This is a genomic window from Actinoplanes lutulentus (genome assembly GCF_003259845.1).
Lineage (GTDB): Bacteria > Actinomycetota > Actinomycetes > Mycobacteriales > Micromonosporaceae > Actinoplanes > Actinoplanes lutulentus.
Window position 1 is genome coordinate 41941 of sequence record NZ_QLMJ01000019.1, and the last position, 15230, is coordinate 57170.

The 15230-nt window shown below is 69.9% G+C and carries 13 protein-coding genes; 8 read left to right on the plus strand and 5 right to left on the minus strand.

What is annotated here, in order from left to right; translation table 11 throughout:
* The first annotated feature begins 56 nt into the window (after positions 1-56).
* Positions 57-1052, plus strand: a complete 996-nt coding sequence (locus B0I29_RS33615) for an NADP-dependent oxidoreductase (RefSeq protein ID WP_245972952.1) — start codon at positions 57-59, stop codon at positions 1050-1052.
* Positions 1053-1191: 139 nt separating this feature from the next.
* On the opposite strand, the gene B0I29_RS33620 is transcribed toward B0I29_RS33615, so the two are convergent.
* Positions 1192-1422 (minus strand): hypothetical protein, encoded by a 231-nt coding sequence (locus tag B0I29_RS33620; protein WP_111653166.1) that lies wholly within the window; start codon positions 1420-1422, stop codon positions 1192-1194.
* Between the two features lie 215 nt (positions 1423-1637).
* Here B0I29_RS33620 and B0I29_RS33625 point away from each other — a divergent pair, with 215 nt between their 5' ends.
* The 6 genes from B0I29_RS33625 to B0I29_RS33650 are packed head-to-tail and all read left to right on the plus strand — an operon-like array spanning position 1638 to position 7412.
* Positions 1638-2690: an AAA family ATPase gene (locus tag B0I29_RS33625; RefSeq protein WP_181558095.1), complete on the plus strand. Its 1053-nt coding sequence runs from the start codon at positions 1638-1640 to the stop codon at positions 2688-2690.
* Positions 2687-3667, plus strand: coding sequence for a DUF58 domain-containing protein (locus B0I29_RS33630; protein WP_111653168.1), 981 nt, complete (start codon positions 2687-2689; stop codon positions 3665-3667). Before B0I29_RS33625 ends, B0I29_RS33630 begins: the two co-directional genes overlap by 4 nt.
* Positions 3664-4614, plus strand: a complete 951-nt coding sequence (locus B0I29_RS33635; RefSeq protein WP_111653169.1) for a VWA domain-containing protein — start codon at positions 3664-3666, stop codon at positions 4612-4614. The genes B0I29_RS33630 and B0I29_RS33635 overlap by 4 nt, the downstream gene beginning before the upstream one ends.
* 26 nt (positions 4615-4640) lie before the next feature.
* The gene (locus B0I29_RS33640) at positions 4641-5531 is read left to right on the plus strand and encodes a S1C family serine protease (RefSeq protein WP_111653170.1); all 891 of its coding nucleotides are present in this window, start codon (positions 4641-4643) and stop codon (positions 5529-5531) included.
* A gap of 7 nt (positions 5532-5538) precedes the next feature.
* On the plus strand, positions 5539-6222 hold the full coding sequence (locus B0I29_RS33645) for a response regulator transcription factor (protein WP_111653171.1): 684 nt from the start codon (positions 5539-5541) through the stop codon (positions 6220-6222).
* Complete coding sequence (locus B0I29_RS33650) at positions 6219-7412, plus strand: sensor histidine kinase (RefSeq protein ID WP_111653172.1); 1194 nt, start codon at positions 6219-6221, stop codon at positions 7410-7412. The genes B0I29_RS33645 and B0I29_RS33650 overlap by 4 nt, the downstream gene beginning before the upstream one ends.
* A gap of 334 nt (positions 7413-7746) precedes the next feature.
* On the opposite strand, the gene B0I29_RS33655 is transcribed toward B0I29_RS33650, so the two are convergent.
* Positions 7747-8382, minus strand: a complete 636-nt coding sequence (locus B0I29_RS33655; protein ID WP_111653173.1) for an HNH endonuclease family protein — start codon at positions 8380-8382, stop codon at positions 7747-7749.
* A 657-nt stretch (positions 8383-9039) separates the two neighbouring features.
* On the opposite strand from B0I29_RS33655, the gene B0I29_RS33660 reads away from it, so the two are divergent.
* Positions 9040-10158, plus strand: a complete 1119-nt coding sequence (locus B0I29_RS33660; protein ID WP_111653174.1) for a PQQ-dependent sugar dehydrogenase — start codon at positions 9040-9042, stop codon at positions 10156-10158.
* Between the two features lie 287 nt (positions 10159-10445).
* Here B0I29_RS33660 and B0I29_RS33665 read toward each other — a convergent pair whose 3' ends face one another.
* Genes B0I29_RS33665 through B0I29_RS33675 form a run of 3 tightly spaced genes read right to left on the minus strand, consistent with a single transcriptional unit; the run spans position 10446 to position 15146 of the window.
* Complete coding sequence (locus tag B0I29_RS33665) at positions 10446-12653, minus strand: glycoside hydrolase family 3 C-terminal domain-containing protein (protein ID WP_111653175.1); 2208 nt, start codon at positions 12651-12653, stop codon at positions 10446-10448.
* A 26-nt stretch (positions 12654-12679) separates the two neighbouring features.
* Positions 12680-13729, minus strand: coding sequence for an NAD(P)-dependent alcohol dehydrogenase (locus tag B0I29_RS33670; protein WP_111653176.1), 1050 nt, complete (start codon positions 13727-13729; stop codon positions 12680-12682).
* 4 nt (positions 13730-13733) lie between these two features.
* A complete protein-coding gene (locus B0I29_RS33675) occupies positions 13734-15146 on the minus strand; it encodes an aldehyde dehydrogenase family protein (RefSeq protein ID WP_111653177.1) in 1413 nt (470 codons plus the stop codon).
* Positions 15147-15230 lie beyond the last annotated feature (84 nt).

Consider the following 15230-nt stretch of genomic DNA (forward strand, 5'->3'; position numbering starts at 1 on the left):
GCGGCGGTCTCCCCGGCTTGCCCCACCCATGATCCTCCCCACCCGGAAGGTGCCCGATGCAGCAGCCACCCCACGACCAGGACACCGCCACCATGCGGGCCATCGGCATCACCGCGTTCGGCGGCCCCGAGGTTTTGCAGCCGGTGACCGTGCCGCGGCCCCAGCCACTGCCCGGCGACATCCTCGTGCGGGTCCACGCCGCCGGCGTCAACCCCGTCGACTGGAAGACCCGGGCCGGAGCGCCCACCCCGGCCGCCGCCGCACTGGGCCCGGCACCGCACATCCTGGGCTGGGACGTCTCCGGCGTGGTCGAGCAGGTCGGGCCCGGCGTGCATCTGTTCGCCCCCGGCGACGAGGTGTACGGCCTGCCGTGGTTCCCGCGCCCGGCCGGCGCCTACGCCGAATACGTCATCGCCCCCGCCCGCCAGTTCGCCCCCAAGCCGTCCAGCCTCGACCACGTGCACGCCGCCGCGATCCCCCTAGCAGGACTCACCGCCCTGCACGCGCTCACCGACGCCGGCAACGTCCAGGCCGGCGACCGGGTACTGATCCACGCCGCCGCGGGCGGCGTCGGACACCTCGCAGTCCAGATCGCCAAACACCTCGGCGCCCACGTGATCGGCACCGCCCGCGCCCACCGCCACGACCTGCTACGCCGGCTCGGCGCCGACGAAGTGATCGACTACTCCACCCAGCGATTCGAACAGGTGGTCACCGACGTCGACGTCGTGGTGGACCTGGTCGGCGACGCCGTCGACCAGACCAGCACCCGCTCACTCGCCGTGCTACGCCCCGGCGGCACGTTCATCCAAGTCGCACCGCGCGTGTCACCCGAGCTGCCGCGGCTGGCCGCGGACCGCGAGATCCGGGTAACCCCGGCGATCCTCGTCGACGCCGACGGGCCAGGCCTGCGACGCCTCGGCGCCCTCGCCGACAGCGGAAACCTCTCCGTACTCGTGGAGAAAGTGTTCCCGCTCGAGGACGCGGCCGAGGCACACCGGCTCGGAGAGACCGACCACGTCGCCGGCAAACTCGTCCTGCAGGTGGCCTGACCGGCTTGCCAGCAGTACCGCTGCCGGGCCGGGCACAGTCCCACCGACGAGTAGGCCTTGATTCTGGACGGGGTCCACGGTTCGATCTGGGCCCCGTGCTCACGCAACAGCGGGGGATCTTCGTAGTCAGGTGCGCCGGTCAGAGGTCCGGCGCACCTGACTTCGTGGGCAGGTACGGGCAGTCCCAGGCTTGATCGGGCGCCGCGTGGTGGTCGATCACGACATAGGTCAACGCCTCCGCATTGTCGGTTGCTGGTGGCGTGGCCGGCCCGGCGACGAAGACAGCCACCGCGGCCGCGACGAAGACCAACGAGGCGCCGAGAGCCGTACTCAATCGCAGCAATTCCCAGGTGTCCTTTCCCTCGACCAACGGACTTACGGTCGTCAGTCAGCTGCACGTTAGCCAGCGCGTCCGAGATGAGGGAGTCCCTGCTGATACCCCTCACGCCAGTACTGATCTTTCAGAACGGGCCGAAAGACGCGCGAAAGATCAACCTTCGGCCGTCTTTCGGTGCCGGTTGATGTCATGGGTTTCCTGGGCGGGTGCTCGGTGGTTCCCCCGACGTCCCGGGCGCCCGCCCAGCCATGACGACGGCACCAGGGCATCGAGGGAGATTCATGACTGACATCGCACCCGACGCGGACGTGCGGTTGCTCGAGCAAACCCTGTTCGAGGTCAAGAAGGTCATCGTGGGCCAGGACCGGCTCATCGAACGGCTGCTGACCGCGCTGCTCGCCGGCGGGCACTGCCTGCTCGAGGGTGTGCCCGGGGTGGCCAAGACGCTGGCCGCCGAGACACTCGCTGTCGCGGTCGGCGGCACTTTCCACCGTATCCAGTTCACCCCGGATCTCGTCCCTTCGGACATTCTCGGCACCCGCATCTACCGGCCCAGCCAGGAGAACTTCGACGTCGAGCTCGGCCCGATCATGGCGAATCTGGTGCTGGCCGACGAGATCAACAGGGCGCCGGCGAAGGTGCAGTCGGCGATGCTGGAGGTGATGGCCGAGGGACACGTGTCGCTCGGCGGGCGCACGTACCCCGTACCCCAGCCTTTTCTCGTCCTTGCCACGCAGAACCCGATCGAGAGCGAAGGCGTCTACCAGCTGCCCGAGGCGCAGCGCGACCGGTTCCTGATGCGGGTGATCGTCGGCTACCCGAGCGACGAGGACGAACTCGGCATCCTCTACCGGATGGGCAACCGGCGCCCGGTAGCCCATCCGGTGCTGAGCACCGACCGGCTGCTGGTGTTGCAGCAGCGGGCTCGTGACGTGTTCGTGCACCACGCGTTGGCCGAGTACGTGGTCCGGCTGGTCGCGGCGACCCGTGACCCGGCACGATTCGGTCTGCCGGACGTGGCCGGGCAGCTGGCGTACGGGGCCAGCCCTCGCGCGACACTCGGGCTGGTCGCCGCCGCCCGCGCCCTGGCCCTGCTGCGCGGACGCGACTACGTGCTCCCCGGCGATCTGGTCGACATCGCCCCTGACGTGCTCGCCCACCGGCTCGTGCTCGCGTTCGACGCGGTCGCCGACGGCGTGCAGCCGGAGACGATCGTGCACCGGATCCTCGACGCCGTGACACCGCCGGTCATCGCACCGGCGCAGCAGCAGCCCGCCGAAGGCCTGGGCGTGGCCGCATGAACGAGGGCGCCTCGATCAACGAACTGACCCCGGAACGGCGGCTGCGCCGTCTGGAGCTGGCCGTCACCCGGCGTCTGGACGGCCTGCTGCACGGCTCCTATCTCGGGTTGCTGCCCGGCGCGGGCAGTGAGCCGGCCGGTAGCCGCGAGTACCGGCCCGGCGAGGACGAGGTGCGCCGGATGGACTGGGCGGTCACCGCCCGGACCACGACACCGCACGTGCGCACCGTCGATGCCGACCGGGAGCTGTCGACCTGGGTTCTGGTCGACGCCAGCGCCAGCATGGACTTCGGCACCGCAGACTTCGAAAAACGGGAACTGGCGGTCGCCTCCGTCGCGACGGTCGGGTTCCTCACCGCGGGCGCCGGGAACCGGCTGGGCGCCCACCTGATGACACCGGACGGGATCCGGCGCTTCCCGGCGCGCGGTGGGCGTACACATCTGCTGGGAATGCTGCGCACCCTGCTGGCGGCGCCCCGCAGTGCCCCTGCCACCGACCAGATCGCGCTGGCCGCCGCGATCGACGGCCTGCACCGGGCGGCGCCACGCCGAGGGCTGGTGGTGGTGGTGTCGGACTTCCTGGAGGGCCTGGACGACGATGGTCTCGGGCCGGGCGCACCAGCCTGGGAGCTGCCGCTGCGGCGCCTCGCCGCTCGCCACCAAGTGCTCGCGGTGCGGGTCGGAGACCTGCGGGAACAGGAACTGCCGGACGTCGGCCTGCTGGCACTCGTCGACCCGGAGACCGGCAGACGGCGGGAAGTGCACACCGCCAGCCGCAAACTGCGGCAACGGTACGCGCAGGCGGCCGCCCAGCAGCAGGAGTACGTGTCCGCGGCGATCCGCCGGGCTGGGGCCGCGCATCTGGCGTTGCGCACCGACCGGGACTGGGTCGCCGACATCGTCCGTCACGTGCACGCCCAGCGCCGCCTGGCTCGCGGCGCCCACCGGCCCATGAGCTCCGGAGGTGTCACCGCATGAGTTGGCTCTCGCCCGAGCGGCTGTGGCTGCTGGCCGCGGTCGCCGCACTGGCCGTCGCATACGTGATCACGCAGCGCCGCAGCAGCCGCTACGCCGTCCGGTTCACCAACCTCAGACTGCTCGACCGGGTGGCGCCGAAGCGTCCCGGCTGGCGCCGGCACGTGCCGGCCAGCCTGTTCCTGGCGATGCTGGCACTGCTCGTGGTGGGCTTCGCCCGGCCGCAGGCGGAAGTGCAGGTGCCGAGGGAACGGGCGACCGTGCTGGTCGCCGTGGACGTGTCCCGGTCGATGCTGGCCGGCGATGTCGCGCCCAATCGGCTCAGCGCCGCCAAGGACGCCGCCCGCCAGTTCGTCGCCGACCTGCCGGAGCAGTTCAACGTTGGTCTGGTCGGGTTCGCCGGGTCGGCGTCGGTGTTCGTGCCGCCGGTGCCCGACCGCTTCACGGTGAACGCCGGCATCGACCGGCTCGCCGAAGGCGCGGCCGGGCAGTCCGGGACGGCGATCGGCGACGCCATCACCACGTCCCTGGACGCTATCCGCACCCTGGACACGGAGGCCGGCGAGGACGTTCCCCCGGCCCGGGTGGTCGTGCTCTCCGACGGCGCCAACACTGCCGGACAGGACCCGAACGAGGCCGCCCGGCTCGCCGGCGAACTGGGTGTGCCGGTCGACACGATCTCCTTCGGCACCGCGACCGGTGTCATCGAGGGCGGGCAAGCCGTGCCGGTCGACGGGCAGACCCTGCAAGCTGTCGCCGAGACGACCGGCGGCAACTACTTCGAGGCCGGCAGCGCCGACGAACTGCGCGCGGCCTACGCCGACATCGGCAGCTCGGTCGGTTACCAGACCGAGGTCCAGGACGTTTCGGCCCGCTTCATCGGAATAGGCCTGGTCCTCGCGGTCCTGGCCGCGCTCGCCTCACTGTTCTGGTTCGCCCGCCTGCCCTGATTTCGCTTCTTCGAGAAGGGTTGATCATGTCTGTGACCGGACTGGGCGCGACACCGCGCGGCCCCGCATTTGTCTCCCCCGCCGCTGACCGACACCATGTCACCCCCGCTGCCGGCCTGGATCCGGATACGCCGTCGCCCGCCGGCGGCCCGGCCGCGCGGCGATGGCCGCTGCTCGTTGTCGGAGGCCTCGTCGTCGCTGTGGCGGCCGGCGCCGGGGGCGCGGCAGGTTACGTGAGCGGCGGCGCCAGCAGCAACGACGCCGAGGCGCCCGCGTATGCGGCACCGGTGCCGGCCCCGGCGGGCGTGCCCGCCGACTTGGTCGCCGCGGCCGCCCGTGCTCTGCCCGGCGTAGTGTCCGTGCAGGTCCGTACCGGTTCCGGCGCCGCCTCCGGGTCCGGTTTCGTCTTCGACGACCGGGGCCACATCGTCACGAACGCGCACGTCGTCGCGGGCGGCCGCGGCGGCACGGTCAGCATCGTCGGGGCCGGCGGTCGCCGGCACACCGCAGAGATCGTCGGCACCGACGCGAGCAACGACATCGCCGTGCTGCGGGTCACCGGCGTCAGCGGTCTGCAACGACTGGATCTCGCCGATCCGCGGACCGTGCAGGTCGGCCAGCCGGTGCTGGCCGTCGGCTCGCCGCTCGGCTTGTCGGGCACCGTCACCGCCGGGATCGTCAGCGCCCTCGACCGGCAGGTCCGTCTCGGTGGTGCCACCCGGCAGACCGCGGTGCAGACCGACGCGTCGATCAACCCGGGCAACTCCGGCGGACCGCTGGTCAACGCCCGCGGCGAGGTGGTCGGGGTGAACACCGCCATCGCCACCCTCGAAGGCGGCGGCAGCATCGGCATCGGCTTCGCCGTGCCGATCGAACGCGCTCGCCAGGTGGCCGCCGACCTGATCAGCCGTGGATAGTCGAACCATGCGGCTACTGGTGGTGGAAGACGAGGAAGACCTGGCCGAAGGGCTGCGGGTGGGTTTGACCCGCAGCGGGTACGCCGTGGACGTCGCCGGCGACACCGCCCAGGCGTACGAGCATCTGACCGTCAACGAGTACGACCTGATGCTGCTCGATATCAACCTGCCCGACGGCGACGGGTTCACCCTGTGCCGGGCGGTGCGCGACGGCGAGGTCGTGACACCGGGCGACACCGACCTGCGGGTGCTGATGCTGACCGCCCGGGGCAACCTCGACGACCGGATCCGCGGCCTCGACGGCGGCGCCGACGACTACCTGGTCAAACCATTCCATCTCACCGAACTGCTGGCCCGGATCCGGGCGTTGCTGCGCCGCGACACCAACGGCAGCACCGCCGTGCTCACCGTCGGCGCCCTCTCACTCGACACCGGCGGCCGCACGGCGACGCTGCAGGGGGAACCACTGGCGCTGGCGCCCAAGGAGTTCGGCGTCCTCGAGTACCTGATGCACCGGCCCGGCCGGGTGATCTCCAGCGAAGAGCTGCTGGAGCACGTGTGGGACGCCCACGCCGACCCATTCACACAGACCGTCCGGGTCACCGTCGGCACCCTGCGCCGCAAACTCGGCGAAGGCTGGATCACCACCCTGGTCGGGCAGGGTTACCGGCTGTCCGAGGCGGCGGCGTGAAACGCCCGGAGATCCTGCGCTCGATCCGGTTCCGGCTGACCGTCGTCTACTCGACGCTGCTGTTCGCCCTGGCCGCGCTCACCCTCGCGGTCATCTATCTGGCGGTTGCTCAGTCGACATCACCGCAGCCGGTCACCGAACGCACCGCGAAGGTCTTCAACGACAACCGGCAATACCTGGGCACGATGACCGTCGCCGAGGTCAGCCAGATCGAAGCTGCGGTCAACTACAACACCCTGCAGAACCTGCGCACCTACTCGCTCCTGGCCCTCGGTGGCCTGTTCGTGGCCAGCCTGGGGATCGGCTGGGTGCTGTCCGGGCGGGTGCTGCGGCCGGTCGGCGCGATCGCCCGCACCGCCCGGGAGATCCAGGCCACCGACCTGAACCGGCGCATCCGGTTGCACGGTCCCCGCGACGAATTGCGCGACCTCGCCGACACCATCGACTCCATGCTGGACCGCCTCGACCATGCCTTTCAGGCGCAACGGCAACTCATCGACGACGCCTCCCACGAACTTCGCAGCCCACTCGCGATCATCCGCACCCACCTGGACGCCACCCTGACCGCCGCTGACGCGACCGACGACGAACGCACCCGGGCCGTCGCCGTCGTCGACCGGGCCACCATCCGCATGTCGAGCCTGGTAGAAGACCTACTCGCCACCGCCCGGCGCAACGCCGACGCCCACAACGACACCGAACTCGACCTCACCACTGTCGCCCACGAGGCCGGCGAGGAGTCGTTCCTGCCCGAGCGCCCACTGCACCTGCGCTACCGGACCGCCGGCGGGCTGCCGATGACCGGCGACGCCGACGGATTGCGCCGCGCCGCCGGCAACCTGCTGTCCAACGCCGTACGGCTGGCGCCGACCGGCTCCACCGTCACCCTCGGCACCGGCCGTACCGGCTCCTGGCTATGGCTAGCCGTCACCGACCAAGGACCCGGCATCGCCGCCGACGACCTGCCCCGGGTGTTCGACCGGTTCTGGCGCGGCGCCGACGGCAACGGCTCGGCCCGCCAGCGGCGCACCGGGCTCGGCCTCGCCATCGTCCGGCAGATCGTGGAATCACACGGCGGCCAGGTGAAAGCGTTCTCCGTCCTCGGCGTGGGCAGCACCTTCGTCATGTGGCTGCCCACCCCCGGCCGGACAGGCGGGGAACCGGTGCCTGACGTCAACCCATTGCCGTGACCCGCCACGGTCGAACGCGCTTCGGAATGTGATGACGTGTGAGCGCGTGGCCTGCAACTGCCCGCACTGCTGGAGCAGCAGGTCGGCGACGGCACCGCCGGCCGCCTGCCCGGACAGCCAGGTCTCCCAGAATCGCTCCGGCATGCCGGTCCCAGGGCTGCAGGCGCACCGCGGTGCCGTTGGCCAGCACCACCACCGGGCTCGCATTCGCCCCGGGTCGCCCGCCGAGGTGCCGGGGTAGGTCCATCTTGCCGGGTGCCGCTCGCCCCGGCGCCGACCGTGCGCCAGGTTGATCGATCGCCGGGATTGCAATCGATCAACCTGGCGCGGCGGCTCAGCTGCAGGTGTTGAGCAGTGTCTGCAACGCGGTCCTCTCCGAGGACTGCAGCGTCAGCCCCCAGTAGTACTTCACCGCGATCCACATCCGAGCGTAGGTGCACCGGTACGAGACGACCGACGGCCGCCAGGTGGACGGGTCCTGATCGCCCTTGGCCTGGTTGACGTTGTCGGTGACGGCGATGAGCTGCGGGCGGGTCAGATCGTTGGCGAAGGACTGCCGGCGGCTGGTGGTCCATGTGCTGGCGCCCGATCGCCATGCTTCGGCGAGCGGGACCACGTGGTCGATGTCGACATCGGATGCCGCGGTCCAGGTGGCACCGTCATAAGGGGAGAACCATGTGCCCGATGTTGCCGCGCAGGATGAGTTGGTGACGACGTTGGTGCCGTCGCGTCTGAGCACGGTCTCCCGCGTGTTGCAAGCACCGCTGATGGTGATCCAGTGCGGAAACAGGTCACGATCGTAGGTACCGGCGTTCGCCTCGGCGGCCACGGTCAGCGAGTTCAGGTAGGTTTGCGCGGTTGCTCTGCTGGGGATGCCGGGCGGTGCCGCCTCGGCCGGGGCGCTGAGAAACAGGCCGGCCAACAGGCCGGCAACAATGGCAGGAACTAGAGGGCGAAGAGACAGGCGCATAGCGGGCTCCCATCGATGATCGTCCTTATTGGACCTGCATAGATTTGCCGAATACGAACAGCAATTCAAGTCGGCGGCTGTGAGTTTCTTGTGTCTGAACAAACTAGAACAATAGACGCTCAGACACAGTTCGATGCATCCTGGCTGCACAGATGAGAAGGCGAAGGGAAGAATGGCAACCGATAACCGGGTTGTTTTCTGGGGGACCCTGTCAGTGCCTCCCAGCGCACCAGCAAAGTGCCTACAATCGCGGGCCGATAGAGAGCCTCCCCGCCGCCACCCGGCCTATTCGCCCTCCGCAGCCGGCACCTCGCCGCCCGTCGCCCGAACGGGGACGCCGCTGCGCGGCTGACCTCACGCCTGAAGCCCGTGGCGGAAGAGGAACGTCTGTCAAGATGTCCTCGTCACGGGTGCTGCAAGGCGGGGTCGACCCCGCCTTGCAGCACGGTATTACCGTTCCGCGAACGCCCAACTTTCATCAGATTCGAGGTGATGAGTGGGTCCGATTCGTCGAGCAGTTGGCGCCTGAGTCAGCCGATGCGATTCTTGCAGCTGGCTGAGAGCAGCCGCTGATCCTTTACACCATTTTTCGGACCGCCCTGATGAGCTGGCCTCGGGGCGCTCGCCGTAACCCCTCAACCACCGAGAAGGAGACGGATGCGCACGAATCTGTGGACCGGCACGGCGATCATCGCGTTGGTGGCCGCGACCACCGCGGCGTGCGGTAACGGCGACGATTCCCGGGCCGGCGCCGTAGTGACCAGTACCGCGGCCAGCTCGCCGTCCGCAACGCCCGACCTGGGCACCGCCGAAGAAGTGGCGGGCGGCATCGACGTGCCCTGGGGGCTGGCTTTTCTTCCCGGCGGCGATGCGCTGATCGCCGAGCGGGACGGCGGCCGGATCCTGCGCCTGACACCTGGTAGTGATCCCCGCCCGGTCGCTGAGGTGCCCGGCGTCGCCGCGGTCGGCGAGGGTGGCCTGCTCGGCATCGCCGTCTCTCCCGAGTTCGCCAACGACAACCTGGTCTACGCGTACCTGACCGCCGACGACGACAACCGCATCATCCGGTTCCGGCTCGACGGCGGCGGCGACAGCCCCGAGGTCGTTTTCGACGGCATAGCCAACGCCAGTTACCACAACGGCGGGCGCATCGCCTTCGGGCCCGACGGCATGCTCTACGCCGGCACCGGCGACGCCGGCGACACCACCCGCTCCCAGAACCCGGACAGCCCCAACGGCAAGATCCTGCGCCTGACCCCGGACGGTGGTCCTGCGCCCGGCAACCCCACCGCCGGCTCCCCGGTTTACAGCCTCGGGCACCGCAACGTCCAGGGCCTGGCCTGGGACGCCGACGACCGGCTGTTCGCGACCGAGTTCGGCCAGAACGAACTCGACGAGGTCAACCTCATCCGGCCCGGCAGCAATTACGGCTGGCCCGATGTCGAAGGCGAAGGTGACACGGCCGGTGGGCGCTACACCAATCCGCTGGTCACCTGGCCGGTCCGCGACGCATCCCCTTCCGGCATGGCCATTGCCGGCAACACCGCCTACGTGGCCGGTCTGCGCGGCGAGCGTCTCTGGACCCTGCCACTCAACGGCGACACCATCGGCGAGCCCGTCGCCCAGCTCACCGGGACCTATGGGCGGCTGCGCACGGTGGAGGTCGCCCCGGACGGTGCGCTCTGGGTGACCACGTCGAACACTGACGGCCGCGGCGACGTCCGTGGCGGCGACGACCGGATCCTGCGGTTCCCCGCCCCGGCGACATCAGGGTAGTGACAGAACCCGCAGGTCCGGCTGCTGCGGACGTAGCGTCGAGCAGGCCGGACCGCCGGTCTCCGGCTGGCGCCGCCGGGACGCCGGAGAGGGTTACTGTCGGTACCCCTTTGCGCAGGGCCTCCCTGTTTGCCCGGCGGCCGTCCACGATTACCGGGCTGCCGATGATCGACACGTCAGATCGTCGCCGTGGACGCAGGCCCCCGCGTGAACGGCAGGACGGCAGCCGCGTGAACGCTGGCCGGGTGGCCGGGCGGGCCTGCCCGGCCACCCGGCCAGCTCTGCGCTTACGGCCCGCTGCCGGTGTCTTCTGTTCTCAAGGACGCGCTCACAGTGGTGAGCACCTCGGGGGTGATACCCAAGCGGGGGAACGCGGTCAAGGTGGACAGCGGAAAGTCGCCGATGATAGTCATCAGCTCTGGATCGCCGAGCACGCCCCTCGGGTTGCCGGCGGCGTCGGCTCCGATGGCGCTTCGCAGCGCTGCCGCCGCGGCCGGATCGGCGAGCCACTCCCGCAGTGTCGCCCCGGCGGTCAGCGGCACCGTGGCGGGTGCGGCCGGAATGTGGACGTCGACCGTGAGGCGCAGGTCCCGCGATGACGAGCCGACGCTGATCGGGAAGGTGCCGCCTTCCAGCAGCCACCGCCGATCCCGGGTCGACCAGTACGACAGGTCACGGGCTTGAAGGTGAAACGTCACCGTCACGCCGGCGCCAGGTTCCAGGGTGACCTTGGTGAATGCTCTGAGTTCACGTACCGGCCGCGCGACAGATGACGGTGGGGCGCCGACGTAGAGCTGGACGACTTCCTTACCGAACCGGTCACCGGTGTTGGTTATCCGGCATGTGACGGTCAGGTCGAGGTCATCGCTGTCGGCGCTCCCGATGACGGCGGCGGTGAGGTCGTGGTAGCCGAAGCTGGTGTACGACAAGCCGTGCCCGAACGGGTAGGCGACGTCCCGGCCGGTGGCGTCGTAGCCGCGGTAGCCGACGAAGACGCCTTCACCGTAGCGGACGTGTCCGTGTTCGCCGGGGAAGTTGAGGTACGACGGGTTGTCCTCCAGTCGTACCGGCAGGGTCTCGGCGAGCCGCCCGGACGGATTGACGACGCCGAGGAGCAGGTCGGCGACGGCACCGCCGGCAGCTTGACCGGACAGCCAGGTCTCCAGGATCGCGCCGGCGTACCGGTCCCAGGGCCGCAGATGTACCGCGGATCCGTTACTCAGCACCACCACCAGGTTCGGGTTGACCTCAGCGAGGCGTTTCAGCAGCGTGATCTGGTTGGTGGGCAGATCCATGTGCTGACGGTCGGCGCCCTCGGACTCGTCGCTGGCGGGCAATCCCATCAAGACCACGACGGCGGAGGCCTCAGCGGCCAGGGTCACGGCCGTTTCGCCGCCTTCGGCAGATCTGAGGGGTACGCCCGGAGGCAACGCCGCGCGCAGTTCCATCACAAGGTCGTCGATCCGGGTCGGATTGACTTGAGAGCTACCTGCCCCCTGGTAACGCAAAGGTTCCCCGATGACCACGATCGTGTCGCCAGCAACAGGCCGCAGCGGCAGCAGACCGAGGTCGTTCTTGAGCAGGACGGCGCAGTCGGCGGCGGCGGTGCGCGCGAGTGCGTGGTGGGCGCCGGTGTCGACATCGGCCGGTGCTGGTCGCGGCCCGGCTCGTTCGATCAGCCGCAGGATCCGCGACACCGCGAGATCGAGTAGTTTCTCGTCGAGGCTGCCGTCTCGGACGGCCTCCACGAGCGCCACGTCGCTGACCCCGAGCTTCGGTGGCATCTCCAGATCGAGGCCGGCGGCGAGCGCGGCGACCCGGTCACCGACGGCGCCCCAGTCGGAGACGACGACCCCGTCGAAGCCCCACTCGTCGCGCAGCACGTCGGTGAGCAGCCACCTGTGCTGGCTGGCGTGGACGCCGTTGATCCGGTTGTAGGCGCACATCACCATCCACGGCTTCGCCCGGGTGACGATGCGTTCGAAGTGGGGCAGGTAGATCTCGCGCAGCGTGCGCTCGTCGACGTCGGCGCTGACCCGCAGCCGATCGGTCTCCTGGTTGTTGGCGGCGAAGTGTTTGACGCAGGCGCCGACACCCTGGCTCTGCACGCCGGTGACGTGGGCTTCTCCGAGGACTCCGGACAGCAGGGGGTCCTCGGAGAAGTACTCGAAATTCCGGCCGCCCAGCGGCGAGCGTTTGATGTTGACGCCGGGGCCGAGCAGCACGGCGACTCCTTGGGCACGAGCCTCCGCGCCGATCGCCGCGCCGACCTGCCGGACGAGATCGGGATCCCAGGAGGAGCCGAGCGCGGACGCGGTGGGAAAGCAGGTGGCGGGCAGGCCGCCGGAGATGCCGGCCTGATTGCCGTCCGGCTGGCGGCGCAGCCCGTGTGGGCCGTCCGAGAGCACGATCGCCGGGACGCCGAGTCTCTCGACCGGCGCGGTGTGCCAGAAGGTGGAGCCCAGGCACAGAGCGGCCTTCTCCTGCAGGGTCATTTCCACGGGCTCGCACCTTCCTCGTGTCAGCCGTTCGCCATGGTGCGGACGTCGATGACGAACCGGTATCGGACGTCACCGGCGGCGACGCGGTCGTAGGCGTCGTCGATCTCGTCGGCGCTGATGATCTCGACGTCGGCGTGGATGCCGCGCTCGGCGCAGAAGTCGAGCATCGCCTGGGTCTCGGCGATGCCGCCGACCAGCGTTCCGGCCAGCGAGCGGCGGTTGTAGAGCAGGGAGAAGACGTCGAGGGTGATCGGCTTCTTCGGCACCCCCAGCATCACCATCGTGCCGTCGAGGGCGAGCAGGCCCAGGAAGGCGTCGTAGTCGATCGGGGCCGGCACGGTCGAGACGATCAGGTCGAAGGCGCCGGCGAACTCGGTGAAGATCGCCGGATCGGTGCTCAGCCGATAGTCCTCAGCGCCGCGTTTGAGCGCGTCGGCCTGCTTGTCCATCGTCAGCTCGAACACAGTGGTGTGCGCGCCGAGGGCCGCCGAGATGGATACGCCGACATGCCCGAGACCGCCGAAACCGAGGATCGCGACCTTCTTGCCTGGCCCGGCCTGCCAGTGCCGCAGCGGCGAGTAGAGCGTGATGCCGGCACACAACAGGGGGGCCGCGTTCGCCAGCGGGATCGCATCGGGGATGCGCACGACGTAGGCCTCGTCCACGACGATCTTCTCGCTGTAGCCGCCGAGCGTCTTCTGGCCGTCGCGCCCGATCGAGTTGTAGGTGCGGATGTGGTCGCGCCGGCAGTACGGCTCGAGCCCTGCGCGGCAGTAGTCGCACTGCCGGCACGAGTCGACCAGGCAGCCGACGCCGACCCGGTCGCCGACTGCGAACCGGGTCACCTCCGGGCCGGTCGCCACGATGATCCCGGCGATCTCGTGGCCGGGCACGATCGGGTACATCGTGGTGCCGAACTCGCCGCGGGTCCGGCTCACGTCGGTGTGACAGATCCCGGAGTACGCGATGTCGATGAGCACGTCGGCCGGGCCGGGATCGCGGCGGTCGATGCGGGTGGCCCGGAACCGTTCGGCCGGTCCGGCGCTGGACCGGGCGTTGACGACGATCATCTGGTCAGCCGATCGACTTGTACTCGAGGAATTCCTCGATGCCGTAGCGCCCGAACTCCCGGCCGATGCCGGAGAGCTTGAATCCGCCGTGCGGGGCCCGCGCGTTGACCGGTGAGCCGTTGATGCGGATGCGCCCCGCCCGCAGCCTCTTCGCCAGCTCACGGGCACGGGCCTCGTCGCCGGCCCAGATAGCGCCGGCCAGACCATACTGGGTGTCGTTGGCGATCCGGAAGGCGTCGTCCTCGTCGTCGTATCCAATGATCACGACGACCGGGCCGAAGATCTCCTCGCGGGCGATGCGGGAGTTGTTGTCGCCGGAGAACACCGTCGGGCGTACGAAGAAGCCGCGGTCGAGGCCGTCGGGCGCCTCGACGCCGCCGGTCAGCAGGCGGGCGCCGTCCTCCAGACCAGCGTGGATGTAGTCGCGGATGCGCTGCCGCTGGATGGCGTTGGCCACCGGGCCGAGCGTGGTGGCCGGGTCGAAGGGGTCGCCGAGCACGTAACTCTCCGCCTTGCGGACGGCGATCTGCTCGGCCTCGGCGAGCCGGGCCCGCGGGACCAGCACGCGGGACAGGCCGCCGCAGACCTGGCCGGAGTTGCGGAAGGCGTCCTCGATGCCCACCTCGACGGCCCGCTCGAGGTCGGCGTCCGGGAGGATCACGTTGGCGGACTTGCCGCCGAGCTCCAACGCGACCTTCTTGATCCCCTGGGCGGCCAGTTCCATCACCCGGCGCCCGGCCCGGACCGAACCGGTCAGCGAGACCATGTCGACCAGGGGATGAGTCACGATCGCCTCGCCGATGTCCGGTCCGGTGCCGGACACGAGGTTGAAGACCCCCTCCGGCAGGCCGGCCTCGGCGACCATCTCGGCGAAGATGAACGAGCTCAGCGGTGCGACCTCGGTGCCCTTGAGTACGACGGTGCACCCGGCGGCGAGGGCTGCACCGGCCTTCATGCAGACCATGCGCATCGGCCCGTTCCACGGGGTGATCGCGCCGACGACACCGGCCGCCTCGCGGGCGACGACGGTGTTGCCGACCCTCTCCTCCCAGACCACCTGCGTCAGGCTCTCCGCGAGGCTGCGCAGGTCCCCCACGGCGGCGGCCGCCTGGGACTCCTGGGCGATGCTGTAGGGCTGGCCGATCTCAGCGACGATCGCGCGGGCGATCTCGTCGGACCGCTCGGCGGTGAGCTTCGTGAGCTTGTCGAGCAGCGCCAGCCGCTCCTCGACGGTGGTCCGCGACCAGGCCGGGAACGCCGCCGCGGCGGCCCGAGCGGCCGCGTCGACGTCCTCGGCCGAGCCGGCCGGGATGGAGGCGACCGGTTCCTCGGTCACCGGGTTGATCACGGTCAGGCGATCGGCACCGGTGGACGCGACCCACGTCCCGTTGATGAAGATCTTGTCGCGCTCGATCATCAAACACCTCCTTGATGTCGCATATACGAATAGCTGATCGTATTGACGATTTATTCTCACGCTAGAGCGCCCACCTGATCCCCG

What these genes read in the sequence shown, in the direction of transcription:
- B0I29_RS33615 (WP_245972952.1), top strand. Translation starts at nt 57, where the DNA reads ATGCAGCAGCCACCCCACGACCAGGACACCGCCACCATGCGGGCCATC.
- B0I29_RS33625 (WP_181558095.1), top strand. Translation starts at nt 1,638, where the DNA reads ATGACGACGGCACCAGGGCATCGAGGGAGATTCATGACTGACATCGCA.
- B0I29_RS33630 (WP_111653168.1), top strand. Translation starts at nt 2,687, where the DNA reads ATGAACGAGGGCGCCTCGATCAACGAACTGACCCCGGAACGGCGGCTG.
- B0I29_RS33635 (WP_111653169.1), top strand. Translation starts at nt 3,664, where the DNA reads ATGAGTTGGCTCTCGCCCGAGCGGCTGTGGCTGCTGGCCGCGGTCGCC.
- B0I29_RS33640 (WP_111653170.1), top strand. Translation starts at nt 4,641, where the DNA reads ATGTCTGTGACCGGACTGGGCGCGACACCGCGCGGCCCCGCATTTGTC.
- B0I29_RS33645 (WP_111653171.1), top strand. Translation starts at nt 5,539, where the DNA reads ATGCGGCTACTGGTGGTGGAAGACGAGGAAGACCTGGCCGAAGGGCTG.
- B0I29_RS33655 (WP_111653173.1), bottom strand. Translation starts at nt 8,382, where the DNA reads ATGCGCCTGTCTCTTCGCCCTCTAGTTCCTGCCATTGTTGCCGGCCTG.
- B0I29_RS33660 (WP_111653174.1), top strand. Translation starts at nt 9,040, where the DNA reads ATGCGCACGAATCTGTGGACCGGCACGGCGATCATCGCGTTGGTGGCC.
- B0I29_RS33665 (WP_111653175.1), bottom strand. Translation starts at nt 12,653, where the DNA reads ATGACCCTGCAGGAGAAGGCCGCTCTGTGCCTGGGCTCCACCTTCTGG.
- B0I29_RS33670 (WP_111653176.1), bottom strand. Translation starts at nt 13,729, where the DNA reads ATGATCGTCGTCAACGCCCGGTCCAGCGCCGGACCGGCCGAACGGTTC.
- B0I29_RS33675 (WP_111653177.1), bottom strand. Translation starts at nt 15,146, where the DNA reads ATGATCGAGCGCGACAAGATCTTCATCAACGGGACGTGGGTCGCGTCC.